This is a genomic window from Pseudomonas sp. MT92, assembly GCF_058792515.1.
The window spans coordinates 14,723-41,166 of record NZ_JBXAFA010000012.1 but is presented as its reverse complement, the minus strand read 5'-3'; the positions used below and the strand labels follow the sequence as shown (position 1 = coordinate 41,166).

25 protein-coding genes are annotated in these 26,444 nt (G+C 61.4%); 10 read left to right on the top strand and 15 right to left on the bottom strand.

What is annotated here, in order from left to right; genetic code table 11:
- Nucleotides 1-7 precede the first annotated feature (7 nt).
- From AC1Q6D_RS21665 to cpaB, 4 genes are read right to left on the bottom strand one after another with little or no spacing between them, the layout of a single operon-like run.
- Complete coding sequence (locus AC1Q6D_RS21665; protein WP_103403244.1) at nt 8-1,288, bottom strand: TadA family conjugal transfer-associated ATPase; 1,281 nt, start codon at nt 1,286-1,288, stop codon at nt 8-10.
- The gene (locus AC1Q6D_RS21660) at nt 1,285-2,472 is read right to left on the bottom strand and encodes a CpaE/TadZ family protein (protein WP_103403243.1); all 1,188 of its coding nucleotides are present in this window, start codon (nt 2,470-2,472) and stop codon (nt 1,285-1,287) included. Before AC1Q6D_RS21660 ends, AC1Q6D_RS21665 begins: the two co-directional genes overlap by 4 nt.
- Nucleotides 2,469-3,731 (bottom strand): type II and III secretion system protein family protein, encoded by a 1,263-nt coding sequence (locus AC1Q6D_RS21655; RefSeq protein WP_103403242.1) that lies wholly within the window; start codon nt 3,729-3,731, stop codon nt 2,469-2,471. Before AC1Q6D_RS21655 ends, AC1Q6D_RS21660 begins: the two co-directional genes overlap by 4 nt.
- Nucleotides 3,732-3,752: 21 nt before the next feature.
- Nucleotides 3,753-4,706, bottom strand: a complete 954-nt coding sequence (gene cpaB, locus AC1Q6D_RS21650) for a Flp pilus assembly protein CpaB (protein WP_103403241.1) — start codon at nt 4,704-4,706, stop codon at nt 3,753-3,755.
- A 323-nt stretch (nt 4,707-5,029) separates the two neighbouring features.
- On the opposite strand from cpaB, the gene AC1Q6D_RS21645 reads away from it, so the two are divergent.
- Together AC1Q6D_RS21645 and AC1Q6D_RS21640 are read left to right on the top strand one after the other, a co-directional pair.
- Nucleotides 5,030-5,236: a Flp family type IVb pilin gene (locus AC1Q6D_RS21645; protein WP_103403240.1), complete on the top strand. Its 207-nt coding sequence runs from the start codon at nt 5,030-5,032 to the stop codon at nt 5,234-5,236.
- Between the two features lie 71 nt (nt 5,237-5,307).
- Nucleotides 5,308-5,721 carry a response regulator gene (locus AC1Q6D_RS21640; RefSeq protein ID WP_047537065.1) on the top strand — a complete coding sequence of 138 codons (414 nt, stop codon included), beginning with the start codon at nt 5,308-5,310 and terminating at the stop codon, nt 5,719-5,721.
- Between the two features lie 115 nt (nt 5,722-5,836).
- Here AC1Q6D_RS21640 and AC1Q6D_RS21635 read toward each other — a convergent pair whose 3' ends face one another.
- Complete coding sequence (locus AC1Q6D_RS21635; RefSeq protein WP_103403239.1) at nt 5,837-6,691, bottom strand: MaoC family dehydratase; 855 nt, start codon at nt 6,689-6,691, stop codon at nt 5,837-5,839.
- 2 nt (nt 6,692-6,693) lie between these two features.
- Nucleotides 6,694-8,046 (bottom strand): 3-oxoacyl-ACP reductase, encoded by a 1,353-nt coding sequence (locus AC1Q6D_RS21630; protein WP_103403238.1) that lies wholly within the window; start codon nt 8,044-8,046, stop codon nt 6,694-6,696.
- A gap of 216 nt (nt 8,047-8,262) precedes the next feature.
- On the opposite strand from AC1Q6D_RS21630, the gene AC1Q6D_RS21625 reads away from it, so the two are divergent.
- Nucleotides 8,263-9,540 (top strand): acetyl-CoA C-acetyltransferase, encoded by a 1,278-nt coding sequence (locus AC1Q6D_RS21625; protein ID WP_103403236.1) that lies wholly within the window; start codon nt 8,263-8,265, stop codon nt 9,538-9,540.
- Between the two features lie 192 nt (nt 9,541-9,732).
- Entirely contained in the window at nt 9,733-10,524 is a 792-nt protein-coding gene (locus AC1Q6D_RS21620) for an AraC family transcriptional regulator (protein WP_103403235.1), read from the top strand.
- Nucleotides 10,525-10,639: 115 nt separating this feature from the next.
- Here the strand turns inward: AC1Q6D_RS21620 and AC1Q6D_RS21615 are convergent, their stop codons facing one another.
- Nucleotides 10,640-12,586 (bottom strand): methyl-accepting chemotaxis protein, encoded by a 1,947-nt coding sequence (locus AC1Q6D_RS21615; RefSeq protein ID WP_103403234.1) that lies wholly within the window; start codon nt 12,584-12,586, stop codon nt 10,640-10,642.
- 444 nt (nt 12,587-13,030) lie between these two features.
- On the opposite strand from AC1Q6D_RS21615, the gene AC1Q6D_RS21610 reads away from it, so the two are divergent.
- The gene (locus tag AC1Q6D_RS21610; RefSeq protein ID WP_103403233.1) at nt 13,031-13,924 is read left to right on the top strand and encodes a PA4780 family RIO1-like protein kinase; all 894 of its coding nucleotides are present in this window, start codon (nt 13,031-13,033) and stop codon (nt 13,922-13,924) included.
- Nucleotides 13,925-14,050: 126 nt separating this feature from the next.
- Here the strand turns inward: AC1Q6D_RS21610 and cueR are convergent, their stop codons facing one another.
- The 3 genes from cueR to AC1Q6D_RS21595 form a co-directional block, all read right to left on the bottom strand.
- The gene (cueR, locus tag AC1Q6D_RS21605) at nt 14,051-14,464 is read right to left on the bottom strand and encodes a Cu(I)-responsive transcriptional regulator (protein ID WP_090465209.1); all 414 of its coding nucleotides are present in this window, start codon (nt 14,462-14,464) and stop codon (nt 14,051-14,053) included.
- Nucleotides 14,461-16,854 carry a heavy metal translocating P-type ATPase gene (locus tag AC1Q6D_RS21600; protein WP_103403232.1) on the bottom strand — a complete coding sequence of 798 codons (2,394 nt, stop codon included), beginning with the start codon at nt 16,852-16,854 and terminating at the stop codon, nt 14,461-14,463. Before AC1Q6D_RS21600 ends, cueR begins: the two co-directional genes overlap by 4 nt.
- A gap of 120 nt (nt 16,855-16,974) precedes the next feature.
- Nucleotides 16,975-17,358: a hypothetical protein gene (locus AC1Q6D_RS21595; RefSeq protein WP_047537087.1), complete on the bottom strand. Its 384-nt coding sequence runs from the start codon at nt 17,356-17,358 to the stop codon at nt 16,975-16,977.
- A gap of 160 nt (nt 17,359-17,518) precedes the next feature.
- Here AC1Q6D_RS21595 and AC1Q6D_RS21590 point away from each other — a divergent pair, with 160 nt between their 5' ends.
- Nucleotides 17,519-17,716, top strand: coding sequence for a cation transporter (locus AC1Q6D_RS21590; RefSeq protein WP_047537090.1), 198 nt, complete (start codon nt 17,519-17,521; stop codon nt 17,714-17,716).
- A gap of 91 nt (nt 17,717-17,807) precedes the next feature.
- Nucleotides 17,808-19,004 (top strand): multidrug effflux MFS transporter, encoded by a 1,197-nt coding sequence (locus AC1Q6D_RS21585; protein WP_047537092.1) that lies wholly within the window; start codon nt 17,808-17,810, stop codon nt 19,002-19,004.
- 8 nt (nt 19,005-19,012) lie between these two features.
- Here the strand turns inward: AC1Q6D_RS21585 and AC1Q6D_RS21580 are convergent, their stop codons facing one another.
- The 3 genes from AC1Q6D_RS21580 to AC1Q6D_RS21570 form a co-directional block, all read right to left on the bottom strand.
- A complete protein-coding gene (locus tag AC1Q6D_RS21580) occupies nt 19,013-19,183 on the bottom strand; it encodes a hypothetical protein (RefSeq protein WP_167361795.1) in 171 nt (56 codons plus the stop codon).
- 135 nt (nt 19,184-19,318) lie between these two features.
- Nucleotides 19,319-20,332, bottom strand: a complete 1,014-nt coding sequence (locus AC1Q6D_RS21575; protein ID WP_103403231.1) for a zinc-binding alcohol dehydrogenase family protein — start codon at nt 20,330-20,332, stop codon at nt 19,319-19,321.
- A 31-nt stretch (nt 20,333-20,363) separates the two neighbouring features.
- The gene (locus AC1Q6D_RS21570) at nt 20,364-20,657 is read right to left on the bottom strand and encodes a putative quinol monooxygenase (protein ID WP_047537098.1); all 294 of its coding nucleotides are present in this window, start codon (nt 20,655-20,657) and stop codon (nt 20,364-20,366) included.
- A 117-nt stretch (nt 20,658-20,774) separates the two neighbouring features.
- Here AC1Q6D_RS21570 and vimR point away from each other — a divergent pair, with 117 nt between their 5' ends.
- From vimR to AC1Q6D_RS21555, 3 genes are all read left to right on the top strand, one after another.
- Entirely contained in the window at nt 20,775-21,704 is a 930-nt protein-coding gene (vimR, locus tag AC1Q6D_RS21565) for a transcription regulator VimR (RefSeq protein ID WP_103403230.1), read from the top strand.
- A 315-nt stretch (nt 21,705-22,019) separates the two neighbouring features.
- On the top strand, nt 22,020-22,754 hold the full coding sequence (locus AC1Q6D_RS21560) for an ArsR/SmtB family transcription factor (RefSeq protein WP_103403229.1): 735 nt from the start codon (nt 22,020-22,022) through the stop codon (nt 22,752-22,754).
- A 135-nt stretch (nt 22,755-22,889) separates the two neighbouring features.
- A complete protein-coding gene (locus tag AC1Q6D_RS21555; RefSeq protein WP_103403228.1) occupies nt 22,890-24,272 on the top strand; it encodes an MFS transporter in 1,383 nt (460 codons plus the stop codon).
- Between the two features lie 55 nt (nt 24,273-24,327).
- Here the strand turns inward: AC1Q6D_RS21555 and AC1Q6D_RS21550 are convergent, their stop codons facing one another.
- On the bottom strand, nt 24,328-25,281 hold the full coding sequence (locus AC1Q6D_RS21550; RefSeq protein WP_103403227.1) for an adenosine deaminase: 954 nt from the start codon (nt 25,279-25,281) through the stop codon (nt 24,328-24,330).
- 81 nt (nt 25,282-25,362) lie between these two features.
- Complete coding sequence (locus tag AC1Q6D_RS21545; RefSeq protein WP_103403226.1) at nt 25,363-26,328, bottom strand: 2-oxoglutarate and iron-dependent oxygenase domain-containing protein; 966 nt, start codon at nt 26,326-26,328, stop codon at nt 25,363-25,365.
- Nucleotides 26,329-26,444 lie beyond the last annotated feature (116 nt).

The window sequence follows — 26,444 nt, the reverse complement described above, 5'->3', positions numbered from 1 at the left end:
GTAACCTTCAGTACGCCGAGGGAGAGAGCGCCGATTCGCGACGCAGTTTGTCACCGGCAGGGTTGACCGCTTCGCGCATGAAACCGAAGCCGCTGCGACGGTCGAGGCGGAACAGCGTATTGGTCACATACACATCTTCACGGATGCCGATCACCTCCACGACCTCGCTGACGCAGCGACGGCCATCGGGCAAGCGCGTCAACTGGATCACCACGTCCAGCGCCGCGCAGATCATTTGCCGCAAGGTGCGTTCGGCGATACTGCGGCCCGTCAGGCCGACCAGGGTTTCCAGGCGCAGCAGCGCATCCTGTGCATTGTTGGCGTGCACGGTGCTCATTGAACCGTCGTGGCCGGTGTTCATGGCGGTGAGCACATCGACCACTTCGACACCGCGGATCTCGCCGAGGATGATGCGGTCCGGGCGCATCCGCAGGGCGTTGCGAATCAGGTCGCTGGACTTCACTTCGCCGTGGCCCTCGGCATTCGGCGGACGGGTCTCCAGGCGCACCACATGAGGGTGGCCCAGTTGCAGTTCGGCGATGTCTTCGATGGTCACCAGCCGTTCTTGGGGATTGATCAGTTGGCTGAGAATGTTCAACAGCGTGGTCTTGCCGGTGCCGGTGCCGCCGCTGATCAGAATGTTGCAGCGCTTGCCCACGGCCTCCTTGAGGAAGTCGTAGATCGCCTGGTCGATGGTCTGCATGGTCATCAGGTCGGTGCTGTTGAGCATGTCCTGGCGGAACTTGCGGATCGACAGGCACGGGCCATCGAGGGCAATCGGCGGAATGATCGCGTTGACCCGGCTGCCGTCCGGCAAGCGCGCATCGACCATCGGCGACGACTCATCGAGCCGCCGGCCGAGGGGCGCGAGAATGCGCTGGATAACGCGTTCGACGTGGTGCGCATCGATGAAGCGCAAATCACTCTGGTGCAGCAAACCGTCGCGCTCGATGAACACCCGGTGCGGGCCGTTGACCAGAATTTCGGTCACCGCCGAATCTCGCAACAACACTTCCAGCGGGCCGAAACCGGTGAGCTCGTCGACGATCTCTTCGGCCAGGCGCTCCATCTCATAACGGGAAATCGCCAGGTGCAGGCGCGCGATGTATTCGGCCACCTTGTCGATGACGAATTGCGACAGCGCCTGCCGCGATCCTTCCAGGAGGTTTTTGCCCGACTCCTCGATCGCATCGATGATGTAGCGGTGCAGCACCAGTTTCAGGCCTTCATGGTCGGTGTTGCCGGCCACACTGCGCTGCGTCGCGCCGAACAGTTTTTCGCCGCTCATTGCGCACCTCTCAAACGGCTGAACCAGGACTTGGGCTTGGCCAGGTTTTCGGAACGCTTGGCCAAGCGTTCTCCGAGGGTGCGCAGGCTTTGCGTAAGGACTTCCCGTGGCGCCAGTTCGAACAGGGTCACGCCCTGATTCTTGGCGTTCAGGCGCACCTCGGGGCTATAGGCGAGGGTGGCGATGACCTCCATGCCGAAGCTTTTGCCCAAGGCATCAGAGTCCGGCGCGACGGCGCGCAAGTAGCGATCCACCAACAGCCGGGCGTGATCGAGTTTCATGCCCTTTTCGCGCCACAGATTGAGCACTTCGAGGTTGCGGCGGCAGTCGAGCACGTTCTGGTCGGTGTACCACAACAGCTTGTCGCAATGGCTGACGAAGGTGCGCAGGGCTTCGCTGTCCGGTTGCCCGGTGAGGTTCACCACGATGTGCTGGAAGTGTTGGCGCAGGGCGCTGAGCAGCATGTACAACTCGGCGGCGCTGGTGTGCTCCAGCGGCTCATCGTGACTGGCGTAGGCGAGGATTCGCACCCCCACTCCACAACGGGTGAAGGCGCTGTCGATCAGGGTCGCGTCGAGTCGGCGCAAATGCCGCAAGGCATCGCCGAAGTGAAACGAACTCTCCAGCCCGAGCAAGGCCAGGCTGTCGCCGCGCGGCAGACCGAGGTCGAGCAAGAGGGTTTGCTGTCCGCTCTTCTGCACCACCTGCGCCATGTGATTGGCCAGCAGCGCGCCGTCGGCGTTGCTCTGCACGCCATACAGCACGGTCAGGCCACCCAGTTGGGTGCTCGGTGTCACGGCCGGCAGGCGTTTGCTCAGGCGGCGTACCAGCCCGGCGACTTCACTGGAGCGCGATCCATAAGAAACGAAATCCCGCGCCCCTGCGCGCATGGCATTGAGTACGAGCTGGTTGTCCATGCCGTCGCCCAGGGCGACGATCGCCAGCATCGGCTTGGCTTCCAGGGCGCCCTCGATCAATGCGCATTGGGCCACCACGTGTTCGCGGTCGAGGCCGACGAACACCAGGCTGGCGAAGGTCACATCCACCAGCGCCAGCAGTTCGTCGAGACTGCCGGAGCCGGCACTGACCACTTGACCCAGCGGCGCGAGGGCGCCCTGCAGCCACTCAAGGTCAGTGTGGTTGCGCGTGATCGCGAGGAAGGTCTGGCTCAGGTTCTGGCTCATTGCGATAACCCGCTGCGTTTATCGAAGTCGCCGTTTTCGAGGAAGTACAGGCGATACCAGTTGGGGTCGTAGTTGCGCAGTTTCTCCCCGGGCAACGACGGCAGCTGCGCGTTGGCGGCCAACGGCTGGACCAGATGCGGGGTGACGATCATCAGCAGTTCACGCTCTTCGCGGCTGATCGAAGAACTGCGGAAAAACGCGCCGAGAATCGGAATGTCACCCAGGCCCGGAAACTTGCTGACCTGCGAGCCGTTTTGCGTGCTGATCAAACCGCTGATGACAAAGCTCTCGCCGTCGGCCAGGGAGATGCTGGTGTCCGTGCGGCGAATGGTGAACGCCGGCACCGTGGTGCCGCCGATGGTCACGGCATTGTTGTAGTCCAGTTCGCTGACCTCGGGGGCGACCTTGAGGGCGATCTGATCGTTGCTGACCACCGTTGGCGTGAGCGTCAGGCGGATGCCGAACTCCTTGTACTCGATGGAATAGCTGTTGCTGTTGGCGCTGGGAATCGGGATCGGGATTTCGCCGCCGGCGAGGAAGCTTGCACTCTGCCCGCTGAGGGCGACCAGGCTCGGGCGGGCCAGGGTGTAGGCGAAGCCGCTGCTTTCCATGGCATTGATGATGGCGAGGAAGTTGCCGCCACCGGCGACAATATTGAACACGTCGTTGGCCAGGGGAATGCTGGGGGCGGCGATGCGCGGATCGATGTTGCGCAGTGGGAGCACACGGGGTGTCACCCCGGTATTGGGCACTGTGCCAGGGGAGCCGAACAGGAAGTTCGAGTTCTTGCCAAAGATCGAGGTGCTGGCTTCCTTGAGTTTGGTCCGGCTGACTTCGACGAAACGGATGTCGGTCTGCACCTGTGACGGCAGCGACGGATCATCCGATGGCAGCCGCGCGGCCCTGGTCATGGCCGCAGTGGCGCGCCCCTGGACGAACACCATGCTTTGGCGCGGTGCACTGGCGCAGGCGGTCCAGACCATCAGGCTGGTGGTGCCAGGGGCCATCCCGGTGAGCAGGAACGCCTGGTTGCCATTGACCCGAACGTCGGCGATCTTCGGGTCCCCCACGGCCAGGCGCGTGATGGGGACGGGCGATTGCAGCTCCTGTTGCTGCCCTTCGCCGATTTCCACGGTGGCGGGTAACGGGCCCAGCGCGGCGCAGTTTCCGCTTGCCGCGATGGCTGCCGTCAACGGCATGCCACCCATCAAAATGGCCCAGAACAAACCGTTGAATAACGGAGTAATACGTCTGCGCATGGAAAGGCGTCCTTGCTCGATTCAGGGGGTCTGTTGAGTGAGTTCATTGCCGCGAATGACTTCCACGCCCGATTTTCTCGGTGCGACGGGGACACTGGCGACGACGGGTTTGGGTGGTGCTGTCATGGCCAGTTGATTGAACTGGATCAACTCGCGATTGGCGTTGGCGAGGTTGGCCGAAGAATCGCGCTCGCCGGCCCAATAACGGGCCAGGCGTTTCTCATCCGCACTGCGAACGGCCAGGCGCAACACCCCGGCCTGGGTGGCGAGGAGCAGGCGACTCAACAGTGGCGCGGGAACGGCGAGCAGTACGGTACGGGCGTTGGCGCGCTGTTGTTCCTGCTTGAGCTTTTCATCATTGCTGTAGGCCGGGTTGGTGGGTTGGCCATCGTTGGTCAGGCCCAACTGTTCGCCCACCCCCAGCACGCGCAATGCCGGAACCACCAGTTGTGCGGAGGGTTGGGGATTGATGGCGTCCATGCGCAAAAACAGCAAGACATCGACATAGTCCCCCGGTGCCAGTTGGCCGCCGGCATTGATGACTTCGTCCACGGATACGGCGAGCGCGCGTTCGTCAGAACGAATCATCCGCGCCAGTTTGCTGCCGGCTTCGAAGCTTTCGTCACTGAGCCAGGTTCCGGCACGCAGGCTGCGCCAGGGCGTGCGACCGATCGCTTGATCGAGACGGGTGAGGCTGCCGGCAGGGGCGGTGCGGAGTTTTTCCACGGCCACGTCGGCGGCAGTGATTTGCACGAACGGCGCGACGTCATGCAGCAGCACGACGACGGGTTGGCGGGTGTCTTCTTCCTGTGGTGCCGCTGCCTGGGGAGTGGCGGCTGCCGGAGTGACGATCCCGGTCTGTGCAACCACAGGTGCGGCAGCCGGTTGCCGGCTCAGGGTGAAACCCCAGTAACCGGCAATGACAGCGCCCACCAGAGACAGTCCGGCAAGGCCCAGAATGGCACGACTGTTCATGACGGCTCTCCCTTTCCTGCTGCGCAAAAATCCGTGTCAGAGAACGAGAAAAATTTGCAATAAGGCAGCTATGAACATTGAACTATTTCGCTATTTGACCCTAGCGCAGCTAGTGCAAAATGCCATTACCGGCACGGAAATATCTGATAAAAGTGAATGATTAAGCTGAAATGTCAGGTTATTTGACGCCAACTAAGTGACTAATACTTTTGTATTAATGCGTTCTTACAGTTGTTGACCGGGGAAATGCCGACAATGCTGGTGCTGGCATAGGGGAATCATGTTGCGTCGATGCAACACCCGTGGTCATCAAGGAGAACGTCATGTCTGTTGCCAAGGTTGTTCAGAAGATCAAATCCGAGATCGCTTTCTATAAAAGTCTGGCCAAAGATACCGAAGGGGCTTCGGGTATTGAGTACGCCATTGTGGCGGCGATGGTGGCGGTGGTGATTGCCAATCTCAGCGGGGGTATGGGCGATACGATCAAGGCTATCTTTGGAAAAATTTCGGTAGCTTTGGGTGGAAGTTGAATCACCCCGCAACTTCCCAATATTGAAAAAACGATATTAATGTCAGCGCTAACCCACTCCAGGTGTCTCCTATGAACGCTCCTGTGCTTTCGCGCCAGCAACTTCTACTGGTCGACGACGAGGAAGAGGCGTTACTTGAGTTGGCCGAGTGGCTGGAGGGCGAAGGCTTTATTTGCTTTACCGCGACGTCGGTCAAACTGGCGTTGCAGCATTTGACCCTCCATCCGGATATTGCACTGGTCATCACCGACCTGCGCATGCCGGAAGAGAGTGGCATGTCGTTGATCAAGCGCTTGCGCGAGCATACGTCGCGCCAGCATTTGCCGGTGATTGTGATGTCCGGGCATGCGGGCATGGAGGACGTGAGTGACATGTTGCGGTTGCAGGTGCTGGACCTGTTTCGCAAGCCGATCTATCACGTACGGCTGTTGGAGACGTTGAACAACCTGTTTCCACTGCCGCGGCTTCAGTTGGTTTATCCCTGAATGTCGCTGTCTGGGTCTGGCGATCCGTTGACGGCTGGCTGACCCGCGAAGGCAGCCAGTAGAACACGACTCCCTGCAATATCCTTCGCCAGCACTGCGTCTTCTTCAGGCGTTGTCAGGCAAGCGGCCGCCAATGCCCAATCATGTGCTCCAGCTCTCCGGCGCCGATCAAGCGCAGATCGCCACTCGACCCCGCCGCACTGGCGAGCAACGTCACCTCGCTGGGCAGGCGTACCGGTTTCTGGAATTGCACCGTGATCTCGAGGTTTGCCGTCGACAGGTGATCGGCCAGCGCGGCCAGGGTGCGCGCCTTGTTCCACAAACCATGGGCGATGGCCGAAGGAAACCCGAACAGTTTGGCGCTGACGGCACTCAGGTGAATCGGGTTGTAGTCGCCGGACACCTTGGCGTACTGCCGGCCGATATCTGCGGGTGCTTTCCAGTGCGCGACTTCGCTCAGCGGCAGTGTCGAGGCCAACACCTGCTCGACGGGATCACCCTCAAGCTTGACGCCGCGACAGAGCATCCGGCTTTCAGCTTCCCACAGCGACCCGAGTTGATCGTCGAGGGTGGTCACCAGGTCGAAGGTCGCACCCTTGGCGTGGGGTTGCAGGTTCTGCACTTGCACGCTGACCCGGACCCGATTGACCCCGCCCAGGGGTCGCAGTACGCGAATGCGATTGCTCAGATGAATCAGCCCCAGCAACGGAAACGGAAAGTCATGGGCGGTCAGCAATTGCATCTGCAAGGCGAACGCGAGGATGTGCGGATAAGTCGGTGGCAGCAAACCATCGTCGGCGAACCCGCAGACCTTGCGATAGGCCGCCAGGCGTTGCGGATCGACATTGACCCAGCAGCGCAAACCGGCATCGGGCAGGGTGGTGCCGCTGATTTTGCGTCGCGTCGCCGCGCGTAGATAGAGCCCCGGCAGGCTCGGCTCGCGGTTGAGTGTGTGCCAGTCAGTGATCATGCCTATGCCCCCAAAACGCTTTGCCCACAGACGCGCAAGGCCTGCCCGGTGAATGCGCCCGTGCCCGGCTGCGCCAGCCACGCCACCGCTTCGGCGACGTCTTGAGGCAGGCCGCCCTGGCCCAGGGAACTCATGCGTCGCCCGGCTTCGCGCAGGCCGAAGGGAATGTGTGCGGTCATCTGGGTTTCGATAAACCCCGGTGCCACGGCATTGATGCTGATGCCCCTGGCCTGCAACAGCGGCGCCCAGGCCTGCGCCAGGCCGATCAGCCCGGCCTTGCTCGCCGCATAGTTGGTTTGTCCGCGATTGCCGGCGATACCGCTGATCGACGCCAGCAGGATGACCCGGCCGTGGTCACGCAAGGTGCCGTTATCGAGCAAGGCCTTGGTCAGGACTTGCGGGGCATTGAGGTTGACCGCGAGTACGGCGTCCCAGAATTCCGGGGTCATGTTGGCCAGGGTTTTGTCGCGGGTGATGCCGGCGTTGTGCACCACGATATCGATGCCGTCGGGTAGCGCTTCGACCAGTTGCGTGGCGGCGTCTTCGGCGCAGATGTCGAGGGTGATGCTGCGCCCGCCCAGGCGTGCGGCGAGGGCGTCGAGATCGGTTTTGGCGGGTGGCACGTCGAGCAGAATGACGTCGGCGCCGTCGCGGGCCAGGGTTTCGGCGATGGAAGCACCAATGCCCCGCGCCGCGCCGGTGACCAGCGCCTTGCGCCCGGACAGCGGACGGGTCCAGTCGGTCACCGGGGTGTCGCAGGCGTTCAGGCGAATGACTTGCCCGGAGACGAAGGCGCTTTTCGGCGAAAGGAAAAACCGCAGCGGGCCTTCCAGTTGATCTTCAGCGCCTTCGCCGACGTGGATCAGCTGCAAGGTGCCGCCGCTGCGCAGCTCCTTGGCCAGCGAACGACTGAACCCCTCAATCGCCCGTTGGGCACTGGCGGCGAACGGGTCGCTCAAGGTCTGAGGCTCACGCCCGAGAATGACCAGGTGCGCGCAGTGGTCGAGGTTCTTCATCAAGGGCTGGAAGAACTCGCGCAGCTGTTTGAGCTGATCGGTCTGCACCAGGTGAGTGGCATCGAACACCACGGCCTTGAGTTTCGGGCCATGGCCGGGAATCCACGCCGTGGCCAGCGAAGGATCGGTGGCGTAGCTGTAGATGGCATCGGTCAGTCGATTGGCGAAGGCGCTGACGTTTTCCGCCAGCGGCCCGCCGCCGATCAGCAATGCGCCTTCGATAGGACGCAAGCGGCCCGCTTGCCAACGCTCCAGGCGCACCGGCGAAGGCAGGCCCAAGGCCCCGACCAGACGATGGCCGATGGAGGAATTGGCGAAGTCGATATAGCGGTCAGACATGGAACGCGCTCCAGCAGCTGAGGTTCAAAGTGTGGACCATGAATGGCGATCAGTCGTTCGATCCACGAGATAAGGCCTACGCTTGTTCAAACTGTAGGAGCGAGCTTGCTCGCGATGGGGTGTCAGTCGAAATCAATGTAGCTGACACACCATCGCGGGCAAGCCCGCTCCCACAGAGGCCGGTGTTTACATTGGATTTTTCACCAGGAGCTTTTCATGACTCAGCTGCGCCGCGTCGCGATCATCGGCGGTAACCGGATTCCCTTCGCCCGCTCCAACGGTGCATACGCCACCGCCAGTAACCAGGCCATGCTCACGGCTGCCCTCGAAGGCTTGATCGAGCGCTACAACCTGCATGGCCTGCGCATCGGGGAGGTGGTTGCCGGGGCGGTGCTCAAGCTGTCGCGAGACATGAACCTGACCCGCGAATGCGTGCTCGGCTCGCGGCTGTCACCCACGACCCCGGCCTATGACATCCAGCAAGCCTGCGGCACCGGACTGGAAGCGGCGTTGCTGGTGGCGAACAAGATTGCCTTGGGCCAGATCGACTGTGGCATTGCCGGCGGGGTCGACACCACGTCTGACGCGCCGATCAGTGTCAGTGAAGGCCTGCGCAAGATTCTGCTGCAAGCCAACCGCGCCAAAACCACCGGCGACAAACTGAAAACCTTCCTGCAGTTGCGGCCCCGCGATCTGATCCCCGAGTTTCCGCGCAACGGCGAACCGCGTACCGGTTTGTCCATGGGACAACACTGCGAGCTGATGGCACAGACCTGGAACATCCCCCGCGAAGCACAGGATCAACTGGCCCTGGAGAGTCATCAGAAACTGGCTGCGTCCTATACGGAAGGCTGGCACAACGATTTGATGACGCCGTTCCTCGGCCTCACCCGCGACAACAACCTGCGTGCGGATTCGACGCTGGAAAAGCTGGCCTCACTCAAACCGGCCTATGAAAAAAGTGCCAGGGGCACGCTGACGGCGGGCAACTCCACGCCGCTGACCGATGGCGCGTCACTGGTGCTGCTGGGCAGCGAAGCGTGGGCGAAGGAACGTGGCTTGCCCATTCTGGCCTACCTGCGCGACGGCGAGGCGGCGGCGGTGGACTTCGTCAACGGCGCCGAAGGGCTGTTGATGGCACCGGTGTATGCGGTGCCGCGCCTGCTGGCGCGCAACGGCCTGACCTTGCAGGACTTCGATTACTACGAAATCCACGAAGCCTTCGCCGCGCAAGTGCTTTGCACCTTGAAGGCCTGGGAGGACCCGGACTATTGCAAGACCTGCCTGGGCCTCGATGCGCCTTTGGGGTCGATCGATCGCAGCCGGCTCAACGTCAAAGGCAGCTCGCTGGCGGCCGGGCATCCGTTTGCGGCGACGGGCGGGCGCATCGTGGCCAACCTGGCGAAGTTGTTGGCGGCGGCAGGCAAAGGCCGGGGCCTGATCTCGATCTGTGCTGCGGGAGGGCAGGGCGTCACCGCCATCATCGAGCGCTGATTTTTGAAGGCAGCGAAAGACCTGTGGGAGCGGGCTTGCCCGCGATGGGGCCCGCACATTCAACATCTCTGTTGCCTGACACACCGCTATCGCGGGCAAGCCCGCTCCCACAATGGGCCACCGGTGTTGAATCGATGTGTGACATGGCCTAACGTCGGCCCCATCAGCCGTCTCGCAACATAAGGTCAGTCAATGCCGACTAACGGACAAGTCACCCTCGAACGCAGCATTCCTCCCCTCAAGGCGTTGCCGCGTCCGCTGTATGCACGGGTGGAGAGCCTCAATGCCGGTTCATGGACGGCGTCCCATCGCCACGACTGGGTGCAGTTTTCCTACGCGATCAGTGGCGTACTCGGCGTACACACTGCTGAAGGCAGTTTTTTCGCGCCGCCCCAGTGGGGGATCTGGATTCCGGCGGATCTTGAGCATCAGGTGGTGACCTCGATGCGCGCCGAGATGCGCAGCCTCTACGTGCGTCGCGAGGATTGCCAGTGGGCGGACGGGCGTTGCCGGGTGCTGGAAGTGACGCCGCTGGCCCGTGAACTGATCAAGAGTTTTTGCCTGCTGCCGGTGGAGTATCCGCAGGGCGATAGCCCGCAGGCGCGGCTGGTGAGTGTGCTGCTGGATCAATTGGCAACGTTGCCGGAAGTCGGGTTTTCCCTGCCGTTGCCTCGGCATGAACGGTTGCTGGGGTTGTGCAACGAACTGATCGAAAATCCCGAGCTCAACGTGACTTTGCAGGCGTGGGCTGAGCGCTTGGGCATTTCGGAGAAAACCCTGATGCGCTTGTTTCAGCGCGAAACGGGCTTGAGTTTCCGTGGCTGGCGTCAGCGCATGCGGCTGTTGTCATCGCTGAGCTTGCTGGAGGAGGGCGACAGCGTGACCAACGCTGCGCTGGCATGCGGGTATGACTCGACGTCAGCGTTCATTGCGGCGTTCAAAAACCTGTTCGGGTTTACGCCGGGAGAGTTGTTTAGGCAGTGATGAAGCCTTTGCTGGCAAGCCAGCTCCCACAGAGGTCGCGTCATTCCCGATATTGGGTACGACACGAACCTGTGGGAGCTGGCTTGCCAGCGATCGACCGCGCAGCGGTCTTCGGTCAGGTGCGGAAGCGGCGCACCAACCCGTCCAGCTCATTCGACAACCCGGCCAGGCTCTGGGAATCCAGGCGCGCCGAGTTCGCCAGCTCCGCCACCAACTGCGCATCGCCATGGATGTGGCTGATGTGCCGGTTGATGTCTTCGGCCACTTGATGCTGTTGCTCGGCCGCCGTGGCGATCTGGGTGTTCATGTCGCGGATCACGTCCACCGACTCGCGAATCTGCCCGAAGCTGCTGCGCGCTTCACCGATGCGTATGACCGATTGCTGCGACACTTCCAGGCTCGCATGCATCTGCTGGGTCACTTGGCTGGTGCGTTTGGCCAGGTTGCCCAGCAGCCCGTCGATTTCCGCCGTGGAGTCGGCCGTGCGTTTGGCCAGGGCTCGCACTTCGTCGGCGACCACCGCGAAACCACGGCCTTGTTCACCGGCGCGTGCGGCCTCGATGGCGGCGTTCAACGCCAACAGGTTGGTCTGCTCGGCAATCGAACGAATGGTCCCGAGAATCGACTGAATGTCGTTGCTGTCGCGCTCCAGCTGTTGCATCGACTGGGCCGACTGTTCGATTTCCTGGCTCAGGCGATCGACGCTGGTCACTGCGGCGTCAATCTGTTGCTGGCCTTCGCGGGCCTGGCGCTGGCCACTGTCGGCCGATTCGGCGGCCTGGCTGCAAGAGCGGGCCACTTCGTTGGCGGTGGCGACCATTTCGTGGAACGCGGTGGACACCATGTCCACGGCTTCACGTTGACGACCGGCCGCTTCGGCCATGTCGTGGGAAACCTGCGTCGAGCTCTTGGAGGTGTCGAGGATTTTGCTCGCGGCGCCGCCAATGCTCTGAATCAGGTTGCGGATCGCGGCCAGGAACTGGTTGAACCAGTTGGCCAGTTGCGCGGTTTCATCGCGACCACGGATTTGCAGGTTCTGGGTCAGGTCGCCTTCACCCTGGGCGATGCCTTCCAGTCCGCTGGCCACGCTGCGGATCGGGCGCACGATAAGGCTGGCGAAACTGGCGCCGACGACGGCGAAGAGCACCGCCAGCACAGCGGCGATGATGGCGATCAACCAGGTCAGTTGGGTTGCCGCACTCATGACTTCGCTTTGCTTGATCAGGCCGATGAAGGTCCAGCCCAATTGCTCCGACGGCCAGACGTTGGCCATGTAGCGCTCGCCGTTGAGCTCGACTTCGACCAGACCTTTACCGGCCTTGGCCAATTGCGCGTAACCGTCGCCGAGGCTGCTCAGGGCTTTGAAGTTATGCTCCGGTTGTTTCGGGTCCACCAGCACGGTGCCGTTGTTTTCCATCAGCATCAGGTAGCCGGACTCACCCAGTTTGATCTGTTTGACGATTTCGGTGAGCTGCTTGAGCGACACGTCGATGTTGACCACGCCACCCTGGGCACCCAGTTGGTTGGCCACGGCGCGCACGGTACTCACCAGCACGGCGTCATCGCCAGCCCAGTAATAGGCTTCGGTGCGCACAGTCTTGCCCGGGTTGGCCATCGCCGTTTTGTACCAGGGACGAACGCGCGGATCGTAGTTGGCCATTTTGGCGTCGCCAGGCCAGAACGCATAGCCACCACTGGCCAGGCCGTAGGACACGTAGGAGTAAGCCGGATGGCTGGCGGCCAGGGCCGCAAACAAATCAAACAGCTTGGTGTCGATCTCGGTGTCTGGAATTTTCGCGGCGTCAGCGCTGACGCGGCTTTTCACGCTGGCGTCGGCTGTCTTGACCAAGGGCTGGTTGGCCAGGTACTCGACGTTCTGGCTGATGCCGTCGAAAAACAGCTGCATGGCGTTGCTGACCTGACGAATCTCGCGGCCGCTGCCGTCGATGAAATTGTCCTTGGCATCGCTGCGCAGGTTCAGCACCACAAGGGTGGCGACCAGTACCACGGGCAAGCAGGCGATGATTGCAAACGCCCACGTCAACTTCTGTTTGATATTCATCCGCGCTCCATATTTTGTTGTAACCCACGTAGTGCAGAGGACTCGCGGAATTTAATGGCAGACATAAACTGAGTTGTTGATCCCGTTCCTGGGGAAGTCGTCGTCTTCTATCGAAACGAGCGTCGGACAATTCGCTTTGTTACTGATGACTTCGGCTGCTTTCGTAGGAAATTGAGGGCTGTTGGAAAAAAATCCTACGAAAAAGGTCGGCCGGTATGTCGGATTTTGTCGTCAATCCCCTTGCATCCCTTCTCCAACAAGTGCTGCGGGCTCGGCTATGATTCTTGGCGGTCGATGAACATCGGCGGAAATTGTCAGGTTTTTCGGCACATTGTGTGCAACGGCAGCGTTCATAGGTCGGCAACCCCTCCCGTCAAGGAGAGGATTGCCGTATAACGAATGACTTTCGCGTGTTTGGTAATAAAGGACCCACAATAAAAGCTGATGAAGACTCCAAAACGCATTGAACCCCTGATCGAAGACGGTCTGGTCGACGAAGTGCTGCGCCCACTCATGAGTGGTAAAGAAGCAGCTGTTTATGTGGTGCGCTGCGGTAACCAGTTACGTTGCGCGAAGGTCTACAAGGAGGCGAATAAACGTAGTTTTCGTCAGGCGGCCGAGTACCAGGAAGGCCGCAAGGTGCGCAACAGCCGTCAGGCCCGGGCCATGGCCAAGGGCTCCAAGTTCGGCCGCAAGGAAACCGAGGATGCCTGGCAGAACGCCGAAGTGGCGGCGCTGTTCCGTCTGGCCAATGCCGGTGTGCGAGTGCCCAAGCCGTACGACTTCCTCGAAGGCGTGCTGCTGATGGAGCTGGTGGCCGACGAGTACGGTGATGCCGCGCCGCGTCTGAACGACGTGGTGCTGGAACCGGACCAGGCACGCGAGTATCACGCGTTTCTGATTTCGCAGATTGTGCTGATGCTGTGTACCGGTCTGGTGCACGGTGACCTGTCGGAGTTCAACGTATTGCTGACCCCGACCGGTCCGGTGATCATCGACCTGCCCCAAGCGGTGGACGCAGCGGGCAACAACCACGCGTTCAGCATGCTGGAGCGGGACGTGGGCAACATGGCGTCCTACTTCGGGCGTTTCGCGCCGGAGTTGAAAAAGACCCGGTACGCCAAGGAAATGTGGGCCTTGTACGAGGCCGGCACCTTGCACCCGGCGAGCGTCTTGACCGGTGAGTTCGACGAACCGGAAGAGTTGGCTGACGTGGGCGGCATCATGCGCGAGATCGAGGCCGCACGCCTGGATGAAGAGCGCAAGCAGGCTGCACGTGCCGCTGATGACGCGCCACCGGGCAAGGCCGAAGAACCACCTCCGCCGTGGATGCAGTGATCGGCTAAAGAAAAACCCGGCTTCGGCCGGCTTTTTTTAGGGTTACAGATTCAATATGGATGTCGCCTGATCGTCCGCCTTCGCGGGCTTGCCCGCGAAGGCGTCAGTACATTCAGCATCAAGGTGTCAGGCAGAAACAGGTTCAGCACAGCACCCCGATTCCAGGTTCTTGAGAATCGGACAGTCCGGCCGGTGATCCCCTTGGCAATGCTCAACCAGGTCCTGGAGGGTATCGCGCAACTGGCCCAGTTCTCGGATCTTCTGATTCAGCTCCTCGATATGCTGACGGGCCAGGGCTTTGACATCGGCGCTGGCGCGCTGGCGGTCTTGCCAGAGGGCCAGCAATTTGCCGACTTCTTCCAGGGAAAACCCTAAATCCCGAGAGCGCTTGATAAACGCCAGGGTATGCAAATCGTCGTCACTGTAGATCCGATAACCGCTGTCGGTGCGATGGGCGGCCTTGAGCAGGCCGATTGACTCGTAATACCGGATCATCTTGGCGCTCAGGCCACTGTGGCGCGCTGCTTGGCCGATGTTCATCGGTTGTCCTCCAGGTCCTTGGGTTTCCAGGTTTTCAACAGCAGCGCGTTACTCACGACGCTGACACTCGACAACGCCATGGCCGCGCCGGCCAGCACCGGGTTGAGGAAGCCGAACGCCGCCAATGGAATGCCAATCAAGTTGTAGACGAATGCCCAGAACAGGTTTTGCCGGATCTTCGCGTAAGTCTTGCGGCTGATGTCCAGCGCGGCGGGCACCAATCGTGGATCGCCGCGCATCAGGGTGATGCCGGCGGCGTGCATGGCTACGTCGGTGCCGCCACCCATGGCGATGCCAATGTCAGCGGCGGCCAGCGCCGGTGCGTCGTTGATGCCATCACCGACCATCGCCACCACGCCGGTCTTCTTCAGCGCGGTGACCGTGGCGGCTTTGTCGGCAGGCAGCACCTCGGCATGCACATCGGTGATGCCCAGTGCTTCGGCCACTACTTTGGCGCTGCCACGGTTGTCACCGGTCAGCAAGTGACTGCTGATGTGCCGTGCGCTCAGTTGTTGCACCGCTTGCAGTGCGCCGGGCTTTAGGGTGTCACCAAAAGCGAACAGGCCCAGCATTCGTGGCTCCGGGCTTTGCTCGATGAGCCAGGACAAGGTCCGGCCTTCGGTTTCCCAGGCGCTTGCCGATTCGGCCAAGGGGCCAGCGCTCAAGCCGCTTTCTTCCAGCAACCGCCGATTGCCCAGGGCCAGCCGCCGCCCGTCAAGGCTGCCGGCAATGCCGCGTCCGGTCAGGGACTGGCTGTCGCCGACATCGGCCACGGTCAGGCCCCGTTCGCTGCAGGCATCCAGTACCGCTTTGGCCAGCGGGTGTTCACTGCCGCGTTGCAGGGCGCCGGCCATTTGCAGCAGCGCGGCTTCGTCGCCGTCGATGGCGCTCAAATGGGCGATACGCGGAGCGCCCGAGGTCAGGGTGCCGGTCTTGTCGAACACCACCGCGCTGACTTCATGGGCTCGCTCCAGCGCTTCAGCGTCCTTGATCAGAATCCCGTAGCGCGCCGCGACCCCGGTGCCGGCCATGATCGCCGTCGGTGTCGCCAGTCCGAGGGCGCATGGGCAAGCGATCACCAGCACCGCCACGGCGTTGATCAACGCGGTTTCCATCGGTGCACCGTACAGCCACCAGCCGATCAGCGTCGCCACGGCCATGAGCAAAACCACCGGCACGAATACCTGGCTGACTTTATCCACCAGTTTCTGGATCGGTGCTTTCGCCGCTTGAGCGTCTTCCACCAGACGGATGATGCGCGCCAATACGGTTTCTGCACCGAGCGCCTGAGTGCGAACCAGCAACCGGCCTTCGCCATTGATCGCGCCGCCGGTGACTTTGTCGCCAGGCTGTTTCGGCACCGGCAGGCTCTCGCCGCTGATCAGCGCTTCGTCGGCATGGCTCTGGCCTTCGACCACCGCACCGTCCACCGGGAAACGTTCGCCGGGTTTGACCAGCACCAGGTCATTGAGGCGCAAGGCGCTGATGGCAACTTCCTGCTCACGACCGTCGACGATTTGAATGGCACGCTCGGGGCGCAGTGCTTCGAGGGCGCGAATGGCGCTGGCGGTCTGGCGTTTGGCACGACTTTCCAGGTATTTACCCAAGAGCACCAAGGCGATCACCACCGCCGAGGCTTCGAAATACAGGTGCGGCATGCGTCCGGCGGCAGTGGCCCATTCATACAGACTCAAGCCATAACCGGCGCTGGTGCCCAGGGCGACCAGCAAATCCATGTTGCCGGCCCCGGCACGTACGGCTTTCCAGGCCGCGACATAAAAGCGCGCGCCAAAGATGAACTGCACTGGCGTGGCCAGTGCAAATTGCACCCAGGCCGGGAGCATCCAGTGCACGCCGAACGGTTGCAGCAGCATTGGCAGTACCAACGGCAAGGCGAGGGCGATGGCCGCGAGCAAGGCCCAGCGCTCGCCGTGCAGGCGAGTGTGCTGGCGGTCGGTTTGTGGCTGTTCGGCCTCCCAGACGCTGGCGCTGTATCCGGCTTTGGTCACGGCGGCGAGCAGGGTTTGCGGATCGATCTGGCCGAGCAGTTCGAGGTGGGCCCGTTCGTTGGCCAGGTTGACGCTGACGCTCTTCACGCCGGGTACTTTGTTCAGCGCCCGTTCGACGCGACCGACGCAAGAGGCGCAGGTCATGCCGTCGATGCTCAATTCCAGGCTGTGCTGCGGCACGCTGTAGCCGGCGTTTTGCACGGCCTCCATCAAGGCCGGCAGGCTGTCGGCGGGTGCTTGAACACGGGCCTGCTCAGTGGCCAGGTTGACGCTGACAGCCGTGGCGCCAACGACTTTGCTCAAGGCGCGTTCGACACGCCCGGCGCAACTGGCGCAGGTCATGCCGGCAATGGGCAGATCGTAGGTAATGGATTCGGACATGGGGCACGCTCCCTGTAGTGGATACCCACAGGATCAACCTTGCCATGCGGGTAAGGTCAAGCGCGAATCGAAAAACTACCACCGTAAATAGTGGGAGCTCGCTCCCACATCAGGTGCTGATCAGTACTCGAGCGCCGCTTGTTTGAGGTACATCCCTTCCTGTGTCATCGCAATCCTGAACTTCAGCACGTCCCCGGCCCGAAGCGTGATGTTTTGCGAGCCCGGCGCCAACATGCCCGGATTGCAGCCAGGTGCCTGGCCGGGCAGCAGTTTCAGGCGCAGCGAGACATTGCCCGGCGGCAGATTGAACGAAGTGCTTTGCTCCTGGAACAACCGCGCCGACAACTGATCCTGGATGTAAACGCCAATCTCGCAGTTGGTCGACACTTCCAGCCGTTCGCGGGAAATGATCAGCACACCATAGTCCTCCCCGGCAGCATTGGCCGAGGGCATGGCGGCGAAAAGGCTGAGAAAGCCAAACAGGCTGAAAGCTGACCAGCGCATGGCTGAATCTCCTGAGATCGAGTCATAGATGGACGCAGCTTGGCCGAGCGCGACGCCGATTGCCAGCCCGGCAGATTATTTCAGAACTTGACCTTGCCATGATGGCAAGCTCGACACTGCGCGTCGCCTGTTTAAAAAACCTTATTCAAGGAGTTGTCCCATGCAAGTATTCAATGTTGAAGGCATGTCCTGCGGCCATTGCGTCAAAGCCATCACGGCTGCGGTACAGGCCAGGGATGCGGCCGCCAGTGTGCGGGTCGATCTGGCGGCGAAAGAAGTGGGCGTCGAAAGTTCGCTGAGCGCCGAGCAGGTGATCGCGGCGATCAGCGAAGAAGGTTATGACGTCAAGTTAGCCTGATTTTTTAATAGTTAGCGAGCTATCTGAATGTTCAAGGCATCCATGCACGGCTAGACTGTCGGGCTGCTGACTCTGCCCAACTGGATGCCTGATGAACCTGCGCACAATCCTCATTCTCGGCGCCTTGAGCGCGTTCGGTCCGCTGGCGATCGATTTTTACTTGCCGGCCTTTCCGGCCATGGCGCTTGCCTTTGCTACCGATGAGCAACATGTGCAGCTGACGCTGGCGGCATACTTCTTTGGCCTGTCCATCGGTCAATTGGCCTATGGCCCGGTGGCGGATCGCTTTGGGCGACGCATTCCCCTGTTGATCGGCGTCGGGCTGTTCACCGCTGCCTCTCTGGCCTGCGCCTATGCGCCGGACCTCGATTGGCTCATCGGCGCGCGTTTCGTCCAGGCGCTGGGCGGGTGTGCGGGGATGGTGATCTCACGGGCGGTGGTCAGCGACAAATGCGATGCAGTAGGGTCGGCGAAAGTTTTTTCGCAGTTGATGCTGGTCATGGGGCTGGCGCCGATTCTTGCGCCGATGCTCGGCGGCGTGCTGGTCAACACCGCGGGTTGGCAGTCGATCTTCCTGGTGCTGACCGGTTTCAGCGCGTTGGCCGGTCTGGCCGTGGCCCTTGGATTGCCGGAAAGCATGCCCGCCCATTTGCCGCGCCAACCCTTGTCGGGGGCGTTGCGCCAGTATGGACGGCTGTTGAAGGATCCGGTGTATCTCGGCCACGCGCTGACCGGTGGTATCGCCATCGCCGGGATGTTTTCCTACATCGCCGGTTCGCCATTCGTCTTCATCAAACTTTATGGTGTTCCGGCTGAACATTTTGGCTGGTTTTTCGGGGCCAATGCGGCGGGTTTCATTCTGGTGGCCCAGGTCAATGCACGGCTGTTGGCCCGGCGTGGCCCGGCGTTCCTGCTGGCGCGCACGGTGTGGATCTACCTTGGCGCCGGCCTGGCGTTGCTCGCCGTCAGTGCGCTGCATACCGCTCAGCTTTGGCCGTTGTTGATTCCGCTGTTTGTCTGCATCGCCAGCCTGGGTTGCATCCTGCCCAACGCCTCGGCCTGCGCGATGAACGGCCAGGGCGCCCGCGCCGGCAGCGCCTCGGCGATGCTCGGTTGCCTGCAATTCAGTGTGGCCGCCGGAGCTTCCGCGCTGGTGGGGGTTTTACACGACGGCAGCGCGATGCCGATGGCCTTGGTCATCAGCCTGTGCGGCATTCTGGTGGTGAGCGCGGCGATGCTTACCCGACGCTTGCAGAATGCCCGGGCGTTGGTGCAAGCCCAGGTCTGAGGGCGGACTCAGCCGGCAGCTCGCTGCTGACGGTCGGGAATTTGATGGGGGGCCTGCAAGCGCGCTTCAAGCGTGTTGGTGAAGGCGCGTGCTTCGGCTTCGCTGCGAAAAGTCACCGCATGTTGGTCCAGACGAACTTGCCACTGGGACTTTGCCAATTCTTTTATCAGGATCTTCATTACTGACCTCCTCAGATAAAAATGTGTCTCACAGAGGTGTCGATTGTAGTCCTGAATACGATCGCAATTGTGACAAGGATCAAGCTTCTGACTGACGGTGTCGCCCGTGCTCGGGGCGACACCGAAGCCGTCGGCCTAGAAGCCTTCCAGCACAATCTTGCCCTTGGACTTTCCGCTCTCGAGCAGCGCATGGGCTCGGCGCAAATTCGTCGCGTTGATTGTGCCGAAGTGTTCGCCAACCGTGGTTTTCAGCGTCCCGGCATCAATTAACCGGGCCACGCGATTGAGCAGATTGTGCTGCTCGATCATGTCGGCGGTTTCGAACAGTGAGCGGGTGTACATGAACTCCCAGTGCAGTGACAGGCTCTTGCGCTTGAGCTTGGTCACGTCGAGGGTTTTCGGGTCATCGATCAGTGCCAGCTTGCCTTGCGGCGCCAATGCCTCGACCAGTTGATCCAGGTGGTGATCGGTCTGGGTCAGGCTGGCAACGTGGGTCACGTGTTCGATACCGGCGTGTTTGAGTGCTTCGCTCAGCGGCTGGCTGTGATCGACCACCAGGTCGGCGCCCAAGGCTTTCACCCAGCTTTGGGTTTGCGGACGCGAAGCGGTGCCGATGACGTTCAGGCCAGTGAGTTGTTTCGCCAGTTGCGTGAGGATCGAGCCGACACCGCCGGCTGCGCCGACGATCAGCAGGCTCTGGCCTTCATCGACGTTGCCCTCGCGTACTTGCAGGCGTTCGAAGAGCAGTTCCCACGCCGTGATGGCGGTCAGCGGCAGGGCGGCCGCTTCGGCGAATCCCAGGGTTTTGGGCATGTGGCCGACGATCCGTTCATCCACCACGTGCAGTTCGCTGTTACCACCGGCGCGGGCGATGGAGCCTGCGTAGAACACTTTGTCGCCGGTCTTGAACAGGGTCACTTCGCTGCCAACGGCTTTGACCACACCGGCCACGTCCCAGCCCAGCACCTTGGCCGCGCCGCCCTCAGGCTGGACGTTCTGGCGGACCTTGGTGTCCACCGGGTTGACCGATATGGCTTTGACTTCTACCAACAGGTCGCGGGGCCCGGCGACAGGCTCCGGCAGTTCGATGTCTTGCAGGGATTTTTCGTCGCTGATTGGCAGGGAGGCGTAATAGGCGATGGCTTTCATGGAGGACTCCGTTAACTAATAGAAGAAAGATTCAGGCGAGGGCTTGCAGGCGCTTGAGTTCGAAGTGTTCGAGAAAATCCCCGGCCCTGGCGCGGAAGTGCTGGATATGAGCACTGGCGTCATGGGCTTGCAGGGCTTCATCGCTGCTCCAGCGCTCGATCATGTAGAAGGCCAGTGGATTGGCCAGGTCCTGATGCAGATCGTATTGCCCGCAACCCGCCTCGGCACGGGTCGGCTCCACCAGCGCCCGCAAGTGCTGTTCGAGGGCGTCCTGCTGGCCGGGTTTGGCGATGAGGGTGGCGATAGCGGTAAAAGGCTGGGACATCTTCGACTCCGGGAACGGGGTGATTTCGATGGAGAGATGATTGGCTATTTCTACTGAAGATAAAACCCGCTAAAAGAGCAGTCTCTTTCAATATTTTTTTGATAATAGAGGCTTCACATGCTGCGTTTCGATGACTTGCAGTTGTTTGTCCGGGCGGCGGACCTGGGCAGTCTGTCGGCGGCCGCGCGGGGTATGGACATGTCGGCGGCGGTGGCCAGTGCCGCCTTGAAACGCATCGAACAGCAGCTCGGCGCCCGCCTGTTGGCGCGCTCCACGCGCAGCCTGCGGCTGACCGCCGAGGGCGAAGGTTTTCTCGAATACGCCCGGGCGGCCCTGAGCAATCTCGACGAGGGTCGGCGTTTGTTGGCCAGCGGACAGGACCAGGTCAGCGGCGTGTTGCAGTTGTCGGCACCGTCGGATTTCGGTCGCAACCTGTTGCTGCCCTGGCTCGATGAGTTCCAGCGCGAGCACCCGAAACTCACGGTGCGCCTGTTGCTGGGCGACCGTATCGCCGATCTGTTTCGGCAGCCGGTGGACATTGCCCTGCGTTATGGCGAGCCGGAAGACTCCAGCCTGGTGGCATTGCCCATCGCCCCGCAGAACCGGCGAGTCCTCTGCGCTTCACCGGACTATCTGGCCCGGCATGGTGAGCCGCGGCAACTGGAGCAACTGGCCCAACACAATTGCCTGCTGTTCATGCTCGGCAGCCGCGTCCACGACCACTGGAGTTTCCATGATGGCAAGCGCGAGATCAGCCTGACGGTCAGTGGCGATCGTTTCAGTGACGATGCCGATGTGGTGCGTTTGTGGGCGGTGGCGGGGGCAGGCATCGCCTACAAGTCCTGGCTTGACGTGGCGGCCGATGTAATCGCCGGCCGTTTGAAGGTGCTGATGCCCGAGCTGCTCTGCGAGCGCGCACCGCTGAATCTGCTGTGCGCCCATCGCGCCCAACTGAGTAAGCCAGTGAAGCTTTTGCGAGAAATGTTGGCCAGCCGATGTGCGCGGTTGAGCAGTCATTTTCCGGGGTTGGCGGGCATCGATCATTAATCGCAGTAAAAAAGCGAAATTTCCCTCAGGAACTATCACCACCAACGCTTCGCGGAGGGCAGGAACCAGGCGCTAACCCGCCTATACTAGCGCTCGCCTCATGTCTGCACCGTCGATCCGAATGGCGAGGCCTCGCTGGAGCCGACCTTGCCCCATATCCCGTCGTTTGCCCTCTGCAACCCTTGTCCGGTGAGGGCTTGAGTGAGCGATGGTTTTGTCCGGTGAATGGCGGTTATCGCGTCTTGGCCGACGACACATTACTGCTCAAGATGTCCCGTGAGCAGTAGACGAAACGATTCAACAGGGAGTGAATACATGGAACATGCACCTTGCATCAGCCAGATAGCCACCTTGCTGGCTGACCCAAAGCGCAGCGCAATGATGTGGGCCTTGATGGACGGCTCGGCACGACAGACCGAAGAGTTGGCGTTGTTGGCAGGTCTGTCACCCTCTTCGGCCAGTGCGCATCTGGGGCGTTTGTCCGCCGGAGGTCTGTTGAAGGTCGAGCCTCGCGGGCGCAAGCGTTTCTTTCGCCTGGCCGCCCCTGAAATCGGAGCGGCGATCGAAGCCCTGGCCAGTGCGACGATTGCCAGCACGCCACAGAATATCCCTGACATTTTCAAACGCACCGCGCCCCTGGCCAAATCGCTGCCGACCCGTTCGCCATTGTTGCGTGCCCGGCTTTGCGATGATCATTTGGGCGGCACACTGGCCGCTGACCTTTATCAGCGGTTACTGGATTCAGGCTGGATCGAACAGTTCGATCAGCGTGTCACGATCACGTTCAAGGGTTCCACGGAGCTGGCGGCTCGTGGTGTCTACATCCAGGCACTGGCCCATCGCAACGGGCGGGTCGCGTGCGCATGCCCGGACTGGAGCGAAAGACGCGCTCACCTGGGCGGCTCATTGGGGGCTGCGTTGTTGCAGCTGTTCATGCAATCAGGTTGGTTGAGCCTGGCCAACGATTCGCGGGCCTTGCAGATTACCGCCGCCGGGCAGCGTGAAATTCACCGCTTTGCCAAGGAAACCGAGCTGGAACTGGCGCTCTAGGGCTTTTTCAGGCTGACGTCTGGGGTTGGGGCGCCAGACGTCGTTCAGAAGCCTGGACAGGTCGCATCCAGCAATTACCCAGCATGGCTATCACGCACACTCGAACCGGGGACTTCCTGGATTGGGGGATGCGGTATGGACACACGAAGCTACAGCGCGGCAGAACGTCTGGAACGACTGCCCATCAGCGGTTATCACCGCGTCATTTTCATCATTATCGCCCTGGCGTTTTTCTTCGACTCCATGGACCTGGCGATGATGACGTTCCTGCTCGGTTCCATCAAAGCCGAGTTCGGCCTGAGCACCGCGCAGGCCGGGCTGCTGGCCAGTTCGAGCTTTTTCGGAATGGTGGTGGGCGCCTCTCTGTCCGGAATGCTGGCCGATCGCTTCGGGCGTAAGCCGGTGTTCCAGTGGAGCATCGTGTTGTGGGGGCTCGCCAGCTACCTGTGTTCCACGGCGCAAACGGTAGAGACACTGACGTTGTTCCGAGTCCTCTTGGGGATCGGCATGGGCATGGAGTTTCCCATTGCTCAGTCGATGCTGTCCGAACTGATTCCGGCCAAACGGCGCGGACGCTACATCGCCTTGATGGACGGTTTCTGGCCGCTTGGCTTCGTCGCGGCCGGGGTGCTTTCCTACTTCCTGCTGCCGGTGATTGGTTGGCGGGATATTTTTCTGGTGTTGGCGGTGCCGGCGGTGTTCGTCCTGGCGATCCGCTTTTTCATTCCCGAGTCACCGCGCTGGCTGGAACAGGCCGGTCACCATGAGGCGGCGGATACGGTATTGCGGCGCATCGAGGAGCGGGTCAGGACGTCATTGGGCCATTCGCACTTGCCCGAGCCGATTCGCCTGCCGCAGGTGGCCAGTCAACCGGGCAACTTTTTTTCGGCACTGAGGCAGATCTGGTCGCCGCTGTATCGCCAGCGCACGATGATGATCTGGAGCGTCTGGTTCTTCGCCTTGCTCGGCTTCTATGGCCTGACCTCCTGGCTCAGTGCCTTGCTGCAACAATCGGGTTTTGCCGTGACTCAGTCGGTGTACTACACGGTGTTGATTTCCCTTGGCGGGATTCCCGGTTTCCTGATGGCGGCCTGGCTGGTGGAGTGCTGGGGACGTAAGCCGGTGTGCGTCGTGACGCTGCTCGGGGGCGGGGTGATGGCGTTTCTTTATGGGCAGAGTGCGGTGTTTGGCGGCAACGTCAGCCTGCTGATCGCCTCGGGGTTGCTGATGCAGTTTTTCCTGTTCGGCATGTGGGCGGTGCTCTATACCTACACGCCGGAGCTGTACCCGACATCGGCGCGGGCCACCGGCTCGGGTTTTGCCTCGGCGATTGGTCGCGTGGGTTCGCTGCTCGGGCCTCTGGTGACCGGGCTGGTGTTCCCGATAACGGGGCAGGGCGGGGTGTTCGCCCTGGGGGCGTTGTGTTTTGCGGTGGCGGCGCTGGTGGTCTGGGTCTTCGGGATGGAGACGCGGGGCAAGACCCTGGAGGAATTGAGCGAGCCGGTGTCCATCGGCTAAATGCTGACCCTGTGGGAGCGAACAAGCGCGCTCCCACATTGGCTTTACGGTGTGGTTACGGTTTTACCAGGCGTGCATCCAGGCTGTTCTGCGCCAACCGCTTGGCCTGGTCCTGGGTCATGCCCAGATCGGTGTACAACGCATGGAAGTTTTCGGTGACGTAACCGCCGAAGTACGCCGGGTCATCCGAATTCACGGTCACTTTCACGCCACGCTCGAGCATGTCGAGAATGTTGTGCTGCGACATGTGATCGAACACGCGGAGCTTGGTGTTCGACAACGGGCACACGGTCAGCGGGATTTGCTCATCGATGATGCGTTGCATCAGGCGTTCGTCTTCGATGGCGCGCACGCCATGGTCGATGCGCTGGATTTTCAGCAGGTCGAGGGCTTCCCAGATGTACTCGGGTGGGCCTTCTTCACCCGCGTGGGCGACGGTGAGGAAGCCTTCGCCGCGGGCACGATCGAACACGCGCTGGAACTTGCTCGGCGGGTGGCCCATCTCGGAACTGTCCAGGCCGACGGCGACGAATGCGTCACGGAATGGCAGTGCCTGGTCGAGGGTCTTCTGTGCTTGTTCTTCGCTCAGGTGACGCAGGAAACTCAGGATCAAACCGCTGGTGATCCCCAGTTGCTGTTCACCGTCCTTCAACGCGGCGGCGATGCCGTTGAGCACCACTTCGAATGGAATGCCACGGTCGGTGTGGGTCTGTGGGTCGAAGAACGGTTCGGTGTGAATCACGTTCTGCGCCTTGCAACGCAACAGGTAGGCCCAGGTCAGGTCGTAGAAATCCTGGGAGGTGCGCAACACGTCGGCGCCCTGGTAATACAGGTCGAGGAACTCTTGCAGGTTGTTGAAGGCGTAGGCCTTGCGCAAGGTATCGACGTCGCTCCACGGCAGGGCGATCTTGTTGCGTTCAGCCAGGGCGAACAGCAGCTCGGGTTCCAGCGAACCCTCAAGGTGCAGGTGCAGTTCCGCCTTGGGCAGGGCGTTCAGCCAGTCGTACATAGTCTGTTCTCATCAGGTGCAATGGTCGCCATTCTACAGGTGCTCGCTGCAATAATTGGTAAAACCTGACCGAGGGGTTCATCACACCGTTTGCTGTTCCCGTCGATAGGCGTAGGTATCGGCGAAGCGCGAGAGCAGGAATTCAGCACAGGTAGTGGTCGGATATTTCGCCGGGCGCAGCTCATCCTGGCAGCCGGGCAGGCATTCGATGCGCGTGTCGGGGTGTGGCTCGGCGAAGAACGGCATCGAATAGCGATCCACGCCCAGCGGGCTGATCACCCGGTGTGGCGTCGACAGGTAACGGTCATTGCTCCAGCGCGCCATCATGTCGCCCAGATTGACCACGAACGTGCCTTCGATGGGGGGCGCCTCAATCCATTCGCCTTTTACGTTCCGGACTTGCAGGCCGCCGGCGGCATCTTGATAGAGCAGGGTGATGCAGCCGTAATCGGTGTGCGCACCGGCACCTTGTTGTTCGGCGGAACTGGCCGTGTGGCGCGGCGGGTAATGGATCATCCGCAAAACACTGACGGGTTCGTTGAAGCGCGTATCGAAAAAGTCGCGTTCGATCCCCAGCGCCAGGGTCATCGCCCGCAACAGCGTTTGCGCGAGGGCCTGCATGTCGAGGTAGTGCTGCTCCATCAGTGCTTCCCAGCCTGGCACTGACGGATGACGATTCGGGCCACGCAGGGGTTTTTCCGCCAGTACCTCGGGATGGTCGGCGGGCAGGTGCAAACCCATGTCGAAGGTCTCTTTGAGGTCGCTGGGTTTGCTCGGGTCAAGCTGCTCGGTGGCGATGGCGCCATAACCGCGATGGTGGCGGGTCTGGGTGATGTCGATCTTGAGCTTTTCGGCGGCAGGTTGAGCGAAGAAACGCCTGGCGCTGTCGAGTACGGCGTCGATCCGTGCGGCGCTGATCGGATGGCCCTTGATATAGAAAAAGCCCCATTCGCGGCAGGCGTGGTCGATTTGCGTTGCCACCTCAGACCAGGCGTTCTGGTTGTCGCTGTAGAGCGGGGCGATGTCGATGATGGGACGGCTGGTCATGCGATTGTCCTGAGAAGTACGCAAACGGGAAACGCTGGGGAGCCTGTGGGAGCGGGCTTGCCCGCGATGACGTCAGCACATCCTGCATCTCTGTTGACTGAATGTCTGCTATCGCG

What these genes read in the sequence shown, in the direction of transcription:
- AC1Q6D_RS21665 (WP_103403244.1), bottom strand. Translation starts at nt 1,288, where the DNA reads ATGAGCGGCGAAAAACTGTTCGGCGCGACGCAGCGCAGTGTGGCCGGC.
- AC1Q6D_RS21660 (WP_103403243.1), bottom strand. Translation starts at nt 2,472, where the DNA reads ATGAGCCAGAACCTGAGCCAGACCTTCCTCGCGATCACGCGCAACCAC.
- AC1Q6D_RS21655 (WP_103403242.1), bottom strand. Translation starts at nt 3,731, where the DNA reads ATGCGCAGACGTATTACTCCGTTATTCAACGGTTTGTTCTGGGCCATT.
- cpaB (WP_103403241.1), bottom strand. Translation starts at nt 4,706, where the DNA reads ATGAACAGTCGTGCCATTCTGGGCCTTGCCGGACTGTCTCTGGTGGGC.
- AC1Q6D_RS21645 (WP_103403240.1), top strand. Translation starts at nt 5,030, where the DNA reads ATGTCTGTTGCCAAGGTTGTTCAGAAGATCAAATCCGAGATCGCTTTC.
- AC1Q6D_RS21640 (WP_047537065.1), top strand. Translation starts at nt 5,308, where the DNA reads ATGAACGCTCCTGTGCTTTCGCGCCAGCAACTTCTACTGGTCGACGAC.
- AC1Q6D_RS21635 (WP_103403239.1), bottom strand. Translation starts at nt 6,691, where the DNA reads ATGATCACTGACTGGCACACACTCAACCGCGAGCCGAGCCTGCCGGGG.
- AC1Q6D_RS21630 (WP_103403238.1), bottom strand. Translation starts at nt 8,046, where the DNA reads ATGTCTGACCGCTATATCGACTTCGCCAATTCCTCCATCGGCCATCGT.
- AC1Q6D_RS21625 (WP_103403236.1), top strand. Translation starts at nt 8,263, where the DNA reads ATGACTCAGCTGCGCCGCGTCGCGATCATCGGCGGTAACCGGATTCCC.
- AC1Q6D_RS21620 (WP_103403235.1), top strand. Translation starts at nt 9,733, where the DNA reads ATGCCGACTAACGGACAAGTCACCCTCGAACGCAGCATTCCTCCCCTC.
- AC1Q6D_RS21615 (WP_103403234.1), bottom strand. Translation starts at nt 12,586, where the DNA reads ATGAATATCAAACAGAAGTTGACGTGGGCGTTTGCAATCATCGCCTGC.
- AC1Q6D_RS21610 (WP_103403233.1), top strand. Translation starts at nt 13,031, where the DNA reads ATGAAGACTCCAAAACGCATTGAACCCCTGATCGAAGACGGTCTGGTC.
- cueR (WP_090465209.1), bottom strand. Translation starts at nt 14,464, where the DNA reads ATGAACATCGGCCAAGCAGCGCGCCACAGTGGCCTGAGCGCCAAGATG.
- AC1Q6D_RS21600 (WP_103403232.1), bottom strand. Translation starts at nt 16,854, where the DNA reads ATGTCCGAATCCATTACCTACGATCTGCCCATTGCCGGCATGACCTGC.
- AC1Q6D_RS21595 (WP_047537087.1), bottom strand. Translation starts at nt 17,358, where the DNA reads ATGCGCTGGTCAGCTTTCAGCCTGTTTGGCTTTCTCAGCCTTTTCGCC.
- AC1Q6D_RS21590 (WP_047537090.1), top strand. Translation starts at nt 17,519, where the DNA reads ATGCAAGTATTCAATGTTGAAGGCATGTCCTGCGGCCATTGCGTCAAA.
- AC1Q6D_RS21585 (WP_047537092.1), top strand. Translation starts at nt 17,808, where the DNA reads ATGAACCTGCGCACAATCCTCATTCTCGGCGCCTTGAGCGCGTTCGGT.
- AC1Q6D_RS21580 (WP_167361795.1), bottom strand. Translation starts at nt 19,183, where the DNA reads ATGAAGATCCTGATAAAAGAATTGGCAAAGTCCCAGTGGCAAGTTCGT.
- AC1Q6D_RS21575 (WP_103403231.1), bottom strand. Translation starts at nt 20,332, where the DNA reads ATGAAAGCCATCGCCTATTACGCCTCCCTGCCAATCAGCGACGAAAAA.
- AC1Q6D_RS21570 (WP_047537098.1), bottom strand. Translation starts at nt 20,657, where the DNA reads ATGTCCCAGCCTTTTACCGCTATCGCCACCCTCATCGCCAAACCCGGC.
- vimR (WP_103403230.1), top strand. Translation starts at nt 20,775, where the DNA reads ATGCTGCGTTTCGATGACTTGCAGTTGTTTGTCCGGGCGGCGGACCTG.
- AC1Q6D_RS21560 (WP_103403229.1), top strand. Translation starts at nt 22,020, where the DNA reads ATGGAACATGCACCTTGCATCAGCCAGATAGCCACCTTGCTGGCTGAC.
- AC1Q6D_RS21555 (WP_103403228.1), top strand. Translation starts at nt 22,890, where the DNA reads ATGGACACACGAAGCTACAGCGCGGCAGAACGTCTGGAACGACTGCCC.
- AC1Q6D_RS21550 (WP_103403227.1), bottom strand. Translation starts at nt 25,281, where the DNA reads ATGTACGACTGGCTGAACGCCCTGCCCAAGGCGGAACTGCACCTGCAC.
- AC1Q6D_RS21545 (WP_103403226.1), bottom strand. Translation starts at nt 26,328, where the DNA reads ATGACCAGCCGTCCCATCATCGACATCGCCCCGCTCTACAGCGACAAC.